This window comes from Cryobacterium sp. TMS1-20-1, assembly GCF_004402355.1.
In the GTDB taxonomy this organism is placed as follows: Bacteria; Actinomycetota; Actinomycetes; order Actinomycetales; family Microbacteriaceae; genus Cryobacterium; species Cryobacterium levicorallinum.
In genome coordinates this window covers 85,233-96,220 of sequence record NZ_SOGF01000049.1, presented here as the reverse complement: position 1 = coordinate 96,220, position 10,988 = coordinate 85,233, and the positions used below count along the sequence as shown (strand labels likewise).

9 protein-coding genes are annotated in these 10,988 nt (G+C 65.6%); all 9 read left to right on the top strand.

The genetic code is table 11. The features are described 5' to 3' along the window. Positions 1-163: 163 nt before the first annotated feature. The 9 genes from E3O45_RS10500 to gmk all read left to right on the top strand — a co-directional run bounded on the left by E3O45_RS10500 (position 164) and on the right by gmk (position 10,922). A complete protein-coding gene (locus tag E3O45_RS10500) occupies positions 164-1,102 on the top strand; it encodes a thioredoxin domain-containing protein (RefSeq protein ID WP_134443352.1) in 939 nt (312 codons plus the stop codon). 105 nt (positions 1,103-1,207) lie between these two features. Next, positions 1,208-1,750: a bifunctional pyr operon transcriptional regulator/uracil phosphoribosyltransferase PyrR gene (gene pyrR, locus E3O45_RS10495; RefSeq protein WP_134443351.1), complete on the top strand. Its 543-nt coding sequence runs from the start codon at positions 1,208-1,210 to the stop codon at positions 1,748-1,750. Continuing rightward, on the top strand, positions 1,747-2,709 hold the full coding sequence (locus E3O45_RS10490; RefSeq protein ID WP_134443350.1) for an aspartate carbamoyltransferase catalytic subunit: 963 nt from the start codon (positions 1,747-1,749) through the stop codon (positions 2,707-2,709). Before pyrR ends, E3O45_RS10490 begins: the two co-directional genes overlap by 4 nt. 4 nt (positions 2,710-2,713) lie before the next feature. Beyond that, positions 2,714-4,066 carry a dihydroorotase gene (locus tag E3O45_RS10485; protein ID WP_134443361.1) on the top strand — a complete coding sequence of 451 codons (1,353 nt, stop codon included), beginning with the start codon at positions 2,714-2,716 and terminating at the stop codon, positions 4,064-4,066. Next, positions 4,059-4,592, top strand: coding sequence for a hypothetical protein (locus E3O45_RS10480; RefSeq protein WP_104133170.1), 534 nt, complete (start codon positions 4,059-4,061; stop codon positions 4,590-4,592). Before E3O45_RS10485 ends, E3O45_RS10480 begins: the two co-directional genes overlap by 8 nt. 88 nt (positions 4,593-4,680) lie before the next feature. Next, the gene (gene carA, locus E3O45_RS10475; RefSeq protein ID WP_092449186.1) at positions 4,681-5,814 is read left to right on the top strand and encodes a glutamine-hydrolyzing carbamoyl-phosphate synthase small subunit; all 1,134 of its coding nucleotides are present in this window, start codon (positions 4,681-4,683) and stop codon (positions 5,812-5,814) included. Beyond that, positions 5,814-9,101, top strand: a complete 3,288-nt coding sequence (gene carB / locus E3O45_RS10470; RefSeq protein WP_134443349.1) for a carbamoyl-phosphate synthase large subunit — start codon at positions 5,814-5,816, stop codon at positions 9,099-9,101. Before carA ends, carB begins: the two co-directional genes overlap by 1 nt. A 14-nt stretch (positions 9,102-9,115) precedes the next feature. Next, positions 9,116-10,009 (top strand): orotidine-5'-phosphate decarboxylase, encoded by an 894-nt coding sequence (pyrF, locus tag E3O45_RS10465; protein ID WP_241978774.1) that lies wholly within the window; start codon positions 9,116-9,118, stop codon positions 10,007-10,009. Further along, a complete protein-coding gene (gmk, locus tag E3O45_RS10460; protein ID WP_134443348.1) occupies positions 10,002-10,922 on the top strand; it encodes a guanylate kinase in 921 nt (306 codons plus the stop codon). Before pyrF ends, gmk begins: the two co-directional genes overlap by 8 nt. Positions 10,923-10,988: the final 66 nt, after the last annotated feature.

Here is a 10,988-nt window from a genome sequence, read left to right as displayed (position 1 = left end):
ACCGACCGACACCAAATCCGACAACCGACGGTCAGAGACCGGCTTCACCCACCCTGTACGCGCCATACCCACAACGTAACACGGAGATGCTTAACTGAACGGTATTGGGCCTAACTCGGCGAATCGCCGCTTCCAGCGCGCACCGTCAACGAAGGGCACGAAGATGACCAGCACCGGACAAGGCGCCCAGCCGAACCGGCCGAACCCGTACGCACCGCCGGCCGAGCCGATAACCCCCTTTGCGATGGCGCCGAAGACCAACACCATGGCGATCGTGTCGTTCGTCTCGTCATTGGTGATCGGGCTCGTCGGCATCATCACGGGTCACATCGCCCTCGGGCAGATTCGAGCTCGCGGTGAGGTCGGCCGCGGTTTCGCCCTGGCCGGCCTCATCATCGGGTACGTCAGCACCGCGGTGTTCGTGATCCTGGTGGCACTCGCGGTCATCTTCGCATCCGCTCTCGCAGCATTTCTGGTGAACGTCGGATCCAACGCGGGCTCGTCCAGCTCGTCGTCAGCTCCGCTGCCGACCGGTGAGCTGGGCGCCGCCAACTTCGATGGCGGCTATCTCGAATTCGGTGCCGGTCCGGTCATTATCGACGAATACATCGATCCGATGTGCCCGTTCTGCGCCCAGTTCGAGCAGACCAATGGGGAACTGCTTCTCGCCGGCGTCGAGAGCGGCGTCATCACCCTGCGCGTGCACTCATTGACCTTCCTGGACAGCAAATCGCAGGGCACGAACTACTCGAGTCGGGCTTCGGCGGCGTTGACCTGCCAGGCCACGCTCAACCCCGGCGAGACCCTCGATTTTTTGTCGGAGCTGTTCGCGAACCAGCCGCTCGAGAACACCCGGGGGCTGAGCGACGCCGAGCTCGCCGACCTGGCTGGGGGTGATGCGAGCATCACCGACTGTGTTCAAAGCGGGGACTATCAGGCCTGGTCGCAGCAGAACACCGAGTCCGCGCTGACCGGTCCGATCGCGGGAGCCGAGATCGAGGCCGTATCCGGCACCCCGACCGTGCTTGTTGACGGCGCGCAATATCGGGGCAGCCTCACCAATCAGGCCGAATTCTCCGCCTTCGTCGCCGGCGCCTTCTAGCTGCCTCGCACTCCAGACAGACTCCCCGCTCGGGAACGGCTAAGCTAGACCTATTCAGACATCCTTTAATGATCCGTCCTGTGAGACGGGGAAGGAGGTCGGCATTTGGCGCACATTGTGCTCACTCAGGCTGACATCACCCGCGCGTTGACTCGAATCTCCCACGAGATCCTGGAGTCCAATCGGGGCCCGGACAACCTCGTCATCCTCGGCATTCCGACCCGCGGCGTCATTCTGGCCCACCGGATTGCCGAGATCATCCAGCGGATCGAACCGGCCGCGACCCCGGTGCGGGTCGGTTCCCTGGACGTGACGCTGTACCGCGATGACCTCGCGCACGGCCGCACGCGCACCCCCTCGCGCACCCACATCCCCGGCAGCATCAACGGCGCCACGGTGGTCCTCGTCGACGACGTGCTCTACTCGGGGCGCACCATTCGCAGCGCTCTGGATGCGCTCGGCGACCACGGCCGCCCGAACATCGTGCGGCTGGCCGTACTCGTCGACCGCGGCCACCGCGAATTGCCGATCCGCGCTGATTTCGTCGGTCGCAACCTGCCAACGGCTGCCGACGAGCGCATCAACGTGCACATCGACGAGGTCGACGGCGACGAATTCGTCTCGATCGACGGGCGGAGTGAGCAATGAGGCATCTGCTCTCGACCAAGGACCTCGCCCGCGATGAGGTTATCAACCTGCTCGACATCGCCGAGGACATGGCGGATGTCGGCCAGCGTGAGGTCAAAAAACTCCCGACCCTGCGCGGCAAGACCGTCGTCAACCTGTTCTTCGAAGACTCCACCCGCACCCGCATCTCGTTCGAGGCCGCCGCGAAACGGCTCAGCGCCGATGTGATCAACTTCAGCGCCAAGGGATCCAGCGTCTCCAAGGGCGAAAGCCTCAAGGACACCGCGCAGACCCTCGCCGCGATCGGCGCCGACGGCGTCGTCATTCGCCACCCGGCCTCCGGCGCCCCCGCGGTGCTCGCCGCCAGCGGATGGATCGATGCCGGCATCATCAACGCCGGCGACGGTACCCACGAACATCCCACCCAGGCGCTGCTCGATGCCTTCACCATCCGGCGCCGCATCCACGGAGCGGCATCCCGCGGCAAGGGACTCGATGACGTCACCGTCACGATCGTCGGCGACGTGCTGCACTCCCGCGTCGCCCGCTCCAACCTATGGCTGCTCACCACCCTCGGCGCCGAGGTCACGTTCGTCGCCCCGCCGACGCTGCTGCCGAGTGATACCTCGCTCTGGCCCGCCCGGTTCAGCTTCGACCTGGACGACGCCATCGATGCCGGCCCGGATGTGGTCATGATGCTTCGCATTCAGACTGAACGGATGAGCGCGGCCTTCTTCCCCAGCACCCGCGAGTACTCCCGGGTCTGGGGGCTGGATGACGCGCGATTCGGTCGGCTCGGTCCGGCTAGCATTGTTATGCACCCCGGTCCGATGAATCGCGGTCTGGAGATCTCATCCGCGGCGGCCGACTCCGCCAACTCGACCGTGCTCGAACAGGTCACCAACGGCGTCTCCGTGCGAATGGCCGCGCTTTACTTGCTCTTATCCGGTGACCGGAAGGAATCGAAGAATGCCAATTGACGGAATGGCCCAACGCTGGCTCATACGCGGGGCGACCCTGCCGGACGGCACGAGCACGGACATCCGTTTGGATGGTGCGCGCATCGCTGAGCTGGGAACCGGACTGTCCCAGAGCGGCGCGAGCGTGATCGACGCCGCCGGCCTCGTAGCGTTGCCCGGCCTCGTCGACCTGCACGCCCACCTGCGTGAACCCGGGTACGAGCACAGCGAAACCGTGCTGAGCGGCAGCCGTGCCGCTGCCCGGGGCGGGTTCACGAGTGTGTTCGCCATGGCCAACACTCTGCCGGCCCAAGACACCGCCGGGGTGGTCGAACAGGTGCTCGCACTCGGCGAAAGCGCCGGCTACGTCGACGTGCAGCCGATCGGCGCGGTCACCGTAGGGCTGGCCGGCAAACAACTCGCCGAACTGGGCGCCATGGCGTCGAGTCGGGCCAGGGTGCGGGTATTTTCCGATGACGGATTCTGCGTCTCGGACCCGCTCCTCATGCGTCGCGCCCTCGAATACGTCAAGTCCTTCGACGGCGTCATCGCGCAGCACTCCCAGGAACCACGCCTGACCGAAAAAGCCCAGATGAACGAGGGCGCCCTCTCCGGCGAACTCGGCCTCGTGGGCTGGCCGGCCGTCGCCGAGGAATCGATCATCGCCCGCGACGTACTCTTGGCCGAACACGTCGGCTCCCGCCTGCACGTCTGCCACGTTTCCACCGCCGGCTCCGTCGACGTCATCCGCTGGGCCAAGGCCCGCGGCATCCAGGTGACCGCCGAGGTCACCCCGCACCACTTGCTGCTCACCGAAGATCTCGTGCGCGGCTACGACGCCCGATTCAAGGTCAATCCTCCGTTGCGCAGCCGTGAAGACGTCGAAGCGCTGCGAGCCGGGCTCGCCGACGGCACGATCGACATCGTCGCGACCGACCACGCTCCGCACCCGGCCGAAAGCAAGGACTGCGAGTGGGATGCCGCTGCCAACGGCATGGTTGGGCTGGAATCAGCCCTGTCGGTCGTGCACGCCGCGGTCGTCGCGAACGGAATGCTCAACTGGTCCGACATCGAACGCGTGCTCTCCCGCACGCCCGCTCAAATCGGCCGGATCACCGGTCAGGGCAAACCGATCGAGGTCGGGTCGCCGGCCGAACTGACCCTGTACGATCCCGCTGCCACCCGCGTCTTCGGTCGCGCCGACCTGTCGGGCACGAGCGTGAACTCGCCGTACCTGTCGATGACGCTGCCCGGCGAGGTGCGGGCGACCTTCCACCGCGGCTACGCCACGGTGCTCGACGGAACTGTGCAGGGCGAAATCGCGCGCAGCAACCTCGAGATAGCCGGCCACGCGCGCGGAGTCCCCACCCATGGATAGGTCCATTCCCGCCATCATTACGGCGCTCTTTCTGCTGGGCGTACTCGTACTGATGTGGCGCAGCTGGCACAAGCGCAGCCAACGTGACCGTACGCTCACCGCCGGTTACCCCCGGCCGGAGGGCGGCGCTGCCGCCGACGTGTTGGCGACCGCCGAGGCCTATTACGTGGCCACTACCCCGCGGGACGCTTCGCTGGAGCGACTGGCCATTCCCGGCCTGGGTTTTCGGGCCCGCGCCGCCCTGACCGTGACCGCGCAGGGCATCACCCTCGACCTAGACGGCAACGCGCCCCTGTACGTGCCCGGCGCCGCCATCGACCAGGTCGGTGCAGCGCAGCTCGCCATCGATCGCGTCGTCGAAACCGACGGGCTGGTTCGCCTGAGCTGGCGCCTGAACACGCCCGGCACCGACCGCCGCGACGTTGACAGCTTCTTCCGCATCATCGACCCGAACGATCGAGCCCGTCTCATCGATTCAATCCGAACCATTACGGCCCCGGCCCATCAAGACGAAAGTGAGGCCTGACGTGCCCGACTCGACCGCACCAGACCAGGCAGAAGCATCCGTTGCACTGACGCCCACCTTCTTGGTTACCGACAAGCCCGGCCCGGCCGTGCTCGTGCTCGAAGACGGCCGCCGATTCGTCGGCCGCAGCTACGGGAGCGAGGGGCAGACGCTCGGCGAGATCGTCTTCGCCACCGGTATGACCGGCTATCAGGAAACCCTGACCGACCCGTCCTACGCCGGTCAGATCGTGCTGATGACCGCCCCGCACGTGGGCAATACCGGGATGAACGACGAAGATATGGAATCCAGGCAGATCTGGGTGGCCGGCTTCATCGTGCGCGAACCCGCTCGGATGGCCTCAAATTTTCGCGCCACCCGCACCCTCGACGATGACCTCGAAGCAAACGGCGTCGTCGGCATCAGCGGCATCGACACCCGTGCGATCACCCGCCACATCCGCTCGGCGGGCGCCATGAAGAGTGGAATCTTCTCGGGCGACCTGTTCGGCCTGTCCGACAGCGAACAGCTCGAACGCGTGCTCGGTGAAGCTGCTATGCGCGGCCGCAACCTGTCGCTCGAGGTCTCGACCGTTGAACCCTTCTCCATTCCCGCACAGGGCGAACGCATCGGCTCCGTCGCGGTGCTCGACCTCGGTGTGAAGACCAGCACCCTGACCTATCTCGCCGAACGGGGCTTCGAGGTGCTCGTCCTTCCGCAGTCGGTCACCGCCGAACACGTTCTGTCGCTGAAACCCTCCGCCCTGTTCTTCTCGAACGGACCCGGCGATCCGGCCGCTTCCGACGCCCACGTGGATCTGCTGCAGGAAGTACTCCGTGCGGGCATTCCCTACTTCGGTATCTGCTTCGGCAACCAGCTACTCGGCCGTGCCCTCGGTTTTCGCACCTATAAGCTGCCGTTCGGGCATCGTGGTATTAACCAGCCGGTTCTCGACAAGACCACCGGGCGGGTCGAGATCACCTCGCAAAACCACGGCTTCGCCGTTGAAATGCCGATTGAGGGCGTGCATGACTCTCGCACCGGATTCGGTCGGGTCGAGGTGAGCCACTACAGCCTCAATGACCAAGTGGTCGAGGGCATCCGCTGCCTCGATATCAACGCTTTCTCGGTGCAGTACCACCCGGAGGCCGCCTCCGGCCCACACGACGCCAACCACCTTTTCGATCGATTCAGAGACGTTGTTCTGGCTGCGCAGTCAGCCGTTGCAGGAGAAACCAAATAATGCCCAAGCGCGACGATATCAACAGTGTTCTTGTCATCGGCAGCGGCCCGATCGTTATCGGCCAGGCCTGCGAATTCGACTACTCCGGCACTCAAGCCTGCCGCGTGCTGCGCGAAGAGGGCGTGCGCGTCATCCTGGTCAATTCCAACCCGGCCACCATCATGACCGACCCCGACTTTGCCGACGCGACCTACATCGAACCGATCACGGCCGAAATTCTTGAGACGATCATCGCCAAGGAACGACCGGACGCGATTCTGCCCACCCTGGGCGGGCAGACTGCGCTCAATGCGGCGATCCAGCTGCACGAACGCGGAATCCTCGAAAAGTACGACGTTGAGCTGATCGGCGCGAGCTTCGACGCCATCAACAAGGGCGAAGATCGCATGATCTTCAAGCAGCTCGTGCTCGACGCCGGCGCCGACGTAGCCCGCTCCTTCATCGCCAAGACGGTCGAGGAGGCCGTCGGCTACGCCGAAGACCTCGGCTACCCGCTCGTCGTACGCCCCTCCTTCACCATGGGTGGCCTTGGCTCGGGCTTCGCCTACACCGAGGTGGAACTGCGCCGCATCGTCACCGACGGCCTGCACCACAGCCCGACCACCGAGGTTCTGCTCGAAGAATCCATCCTCGGCTGGAAGGAATACGAGCTCGAAATGATGCGCGACACGGCCGACAACACGGTCGTCGTCTGCTCCATCGAAAACGTCGACCCGGTCGGTGTGCACACCGGCGACTCGATCACCGTCGCCCCCGCGCTGACCCTGACCGACCGCGAGTTCCAGCACCTGCGCGACATCTCAATCGACATCATCCGTGCCGTCGGCGTCGACACCGGCGGCTGCAACATTCAGTTCGCCGTCAACCCGGCCGACGGCCGGGTCATCGTCATCGAGATGAACCCGCGCGTCTCGCGCTCGTCCGCCCTGGCCAGCAAGGCGACCGGCTTTCCGATCGCCAAGATCGCAGCGAAGCTGAGCCTCGGCTACCGCCTCGACGAGATTCCCAACGACATCACCGGCGTCACCCCGGCAAGCTTTGAACCGACCCTCGACTACGTCGTGGTCAAGGTGCCGCGCTTCGCGTTTGAGAAGTTCCCGGCTGCCGACCAGCGACTGACCACGACCATGAAGTCGGTCGGTGAGGCGATGGCCATCGGCCGCAGCTTCGCATCCGCTTTGCAGAAGGCCCTTCGCTCGTTGGAGAAGCGCGGATCGAGCTTTCACTGGGGCGAAGAAACCCGTTCTATTGACGAACTGCTCGCCGCCGCCGAGATTCCCACCGACGGCCGCATCGTCACCGTGCAGCAGGCCCTGCGCCGCGGCGCGACGATCGACCAGGTCTTCACCGCGACCAAGATCGACCCGTGGTTCATCGACCAGATCGTGCTGATCAACGAGATCGCCGAGCAGGTCAGGGCTGCCGACCGCCTCGACCGTGACGTGATGATCCTCGCCAAAGACCACGGCTTCTCCGACGCTCAGATCGGCGAGTTGCGCGGTTTCGGCGAAGCGGATGTCCGCACCGTACGTCACATTCTCGGCGTGCGTCCGGTCTTCAAGACCGTTGACACCTGCGCGGGGGAGTTCCCGGCCCTCACGCCGTACCATTACTCCAGCTACGACGACGAGACCGAGGTTGTCGCCAGCGACCGCCGCAAGGTCGTCATTCTCGGCTCCGGGCCGAACCGCATCGGCCAGGGCGTCGAATTCGACTACTCCTGCGTACACGCCTCTTTCGCACTGTCCGAGGCCGGCTACGAGACCATCATGATCAACTGCAACCCGGAGACGGTCTCCACCGATTACGACACGAGCGACCGGCTCTACTTCGAACCGCTCACGCTCGAAGACGTGCTCGAGGTCATCCACGCCGAAAGCCAGAGCGGCGAACTCGTCGGTGTGGTCGTGCAGCTCGGCGGCCAGACCGCCCTGAGCCTGGCCCGCGGCCTTGAAGCGGCCGGTATCCCCATTCTCGGCACCACCCCCGACGCGATCGACCTCGCCGAGGAACGCGGACTGTTCTCGAAGATTCTCGACGACGCCGGCCTGCTCGCGCCGCGCAACGGCACCGCGATCGACTTCGGCGGCGCCGTCGTGGTGGCCGAAGAAATCGGCTACCCGGTACTGGTACGTCCGAGCTACGTCCTCGGCGGCCGCGGCATGGAGATCGTCTATGATTCCCCCTCACTCGCGGACTACTTCACCCGCATGGCCGGGCAGGGAATCATCGGCGCCGGGCATCCGCTTCTGGTCGACCGCTTTCTTGACGACGCAATCGAAATCGACGTCGACGCCATCTATGACGGCCACGAGCTGTACATCGGCGGCGTCATGGAGCACATCGAAGAGGCCGGCATCCACTCCGGGGACTCGAGCTGCACCCTGCCGCCGGTCACCCTCGGTCGGGCCGAAATCGACCGAGTACGCGAAGCCACCCTCGGGATTGCCCGCGGTATCGGCGTGAAGGGCCTGCTCAACGTGCAGTTCGCCATCGGCGCTGGCGTGCTCTACGTCCTCGAAGCCAACCCGCGCGCCTCCCGCACAGTGCCGTTCGTGGCCAAGGCCCTCGGCATCACGCTGGCCAAGGCCGCAGCGCTCATTATGGTCGGTTCGACCATCGCCGAACTCAAGGCCGCGGGCAAGCTACCGCTCATCGACGGCTCCCGGGTTCCGATCGAATCGCCGGTTGCTGTGAAGGAAGCCGTGCTGCCATTCAACCGGTTCCGCACCCCGGAGGGCCTCGTCGTCGACTCGATCCTCGGCCCGGAGATGCGTTCCACCGGTGAGGTCATGGGCATCGACCGCGACTTCCCGCGGGCCTTCGCTAAGAGCCAGCTCGCGGCGTACGGGGGAATCCCGCTCTCCGGCACCGTCTTCGTGTCGGTCTCCGACCGGGACAAGCGCTCGATCATTCTGCCGATGCTGCGCCTGCAGCAGCTCGGCTACGACATCGCCGCAACCATCGGCACCGCCGAGGTGCTGCAGCGAAACGGGATCCGCGCGCGCGTGGTGACCAAGTTCAGCGAGAAGGCGGGGGAGGACGACGTCTCAATCGTCGAACTCATTCGCCGCGAAGAGATCCAGATCGTCATCAACACCCCCGGTGGCAGCACCGCCCGGGCCGACGGGTACGAGATTCGCGCCGCCGCCGTGGCCGGAGACCTTCCCCTGTTCACCACAATCGCCGAGCTCAGCGCTGCGGTCGCTTCGATCGATTCGATTCGCGACGGGTTCGAGGTGACCTCGCTTCAGGAATACGCCACGGCCCGCACGGCCTTGCTGTGAACGGCGGCACTGCTGTGAACGGCGGCCCTGCGACCGTGCTGTCCTTCGGCGAACGCCTCGAGCGGGTGTTCGCCGAGAGCGGCCAGCTGTGCGTCGGCATCGACCCGCACTCCTGGCTGCTTGACGATTGGAACCTGCCCGACACGGCTGCTGGAGCGGAGTCCTTCGGTCGCACGGTTGTCGCCGCTGCCGCCGGCCGAGTCGGCATTGTCAAACCGCAAGTCGCCTTTTACGAACGATTCGGCTCGGCCGGCTTCGTCGCCCTCGAGCGCGTGCTGGCCGATGCCCGGCAGGCCGGCCTGCTCGTGATCGGCGACGCCAAGCGCGGCGACCTCGGCACGAGCGCCCTGGCCTACGCGCAAGCCTGGCTCTCGTCCGGATCTCCGCTCGAAGTGGATGCCCTCACCCTCGCCGCGTACATGGGCGTCGGTTCGCTCGACTCGCCACTCACCCTCGCGGCTGAGAACGGCAAGGGAGTCTTCCTGCTCGCCGCGACCTCCAACCCGGAAGCTGCCGACATTCAGCGGGCCATCGTCGCCGACGGGCCTTATGCCGGTTCGAGCGTCGCCCGCGCCATTCTGGACGACGTTGCGGATCGCAACGCGCGGGCAGCATCCGCTCGCCTGACGACCGGTCTGGGATCGGTCGGCGTAGTGCTGGGCGCCACCCTCGACCTGTCATCATTCGGCATTGATCTGCAGGCCGCACCGACCGAATTTCGCACACCGGTGCTCGCGCCCGGCTTCGGACACCAGGGTGGGCATATTATGGATCTGACCTCGATATATGGTGGATACGCCGGAGGGGTTATCGTGAGTGAATCGCGCAGTGTGCTCTCGGCCGGACCCCACCGGATCGAAGAAGCCATTGAGCGCCGAGTAGCCGAAGTAGGTGCCGTCCGTGGCTGAAAACCGTCCCACCCCGCCCGAGGTTGATCGGGTCGCCGCGTCGCGCGCCGCCGTCGCGGCCCGTCGCGCCCGCGCCAAGGTCAAGGCCGAAGTCGCCTCCGCTCAACGCACCGCGCTCGAAGTTCTCGCCACGGCCATCGCCGACCCGATCGGGGTCGAGGGCCGCTTGAGAGTGACCGAGCTGCTCGTGAGTATCCCGGCGATCGGCGTCACCAAGATGCAGCGCATCATCCACCGCCTCGAAATCTCACCGTCCAAGCGCCTCGGTGGCCTCGGCCGGCACCAGCGTGATCGCCTCCGGGATTTTTTGTCCGAACGACCGGCCCTGCGCAAGAACATCGCCGACTCCAAACTCATCGTTCTCGCTGGACCCACCGCGGTCGGCAAGGGAACCGTCGCCGGGTACATTCGGGAGAACTATCCCGACGTGCTGCTCTCCGTCTCGGCGACGACCCGCGCGCCGCGCCCGGGGGAGACCGAGGGCCTCAGCTACTACTTTGTCTCCGACGAGGAATTCGACCGCATGGTGGAGGCCGGCGAACTGCTCGAGTGGGCCAAGGTACACAATGCCTACCGCTACGGAACCCCGCGCGGCCCGGTCGATGCGGCTATCGCCGCTGGCAACAGCGTGCTGCTCGAAATCGACCTGCAGGGTGCTCGCGCCGTGCGCCGAGCCATGCCCGAAGCCCGCCTGGTGTTTTTGCTGCCGCCGAGCTGGGATGAACTCGTGCGTCGGCTGATCGGCCGCGGCACCGAAGATTCGGCCGAGCAGGCCCGTCGGCTGGAGACCGCAAAGCTCGAATTGGCCGCTCAGGGAGAGTTCGATTATCGTGTGATCAACCACGATGTCGCCGAGGCCGCTCGCGAGGTCGTAGACTTGATGGAGATCCGCGCTGCAACGAGCATGTCGTAGCGCCCGTTTCTGCTGAATTCATGCGTGTATTACGACACGTATCCGCAAGCTCGCACAGGCCCCAGG

What these genes read in the sequence shown, in the direction of transcription:
- E3O45_RS10500 (WP_134443352.1), top strand. Translation starts at nt 164, where the DNA reads ATGACCAGCACCGGACAAGGCGCCCAGCCGAACCGGCCGAACCCGTAC.
- carB (WP_134443349.1), top strand. Translation starts at nt 5,814, where the DNA reads ATGCCCAAGCGCGACGATATCAACAGTGTTCTTGTCATCGGCAGCGGC.
- E3O45_RS10485 (WP_134443361.1), top strand. Translation starts at nt 2,714, where the DNA reads ATGGCCCAACGCTGGCTCATACGCGGGGCGACCCTGCCGGACGGCACG.
- E3O45_RS10480 (WP_104133170.1), top strand. Translation starts at nt 4,059, where the DNA reads ATGGATAGGTCCATTCCCGCCATCATTACGGCGCTCTTTCTGCTGGGC.
- E3O45_RS10490 (WP_134443350.1), top strand. Translation starts at nt 1,747, where the DNA reads ATGAGGCATCTGCTCTCGACCAAGGACCTCGCCCGCGATGAGGTTATC.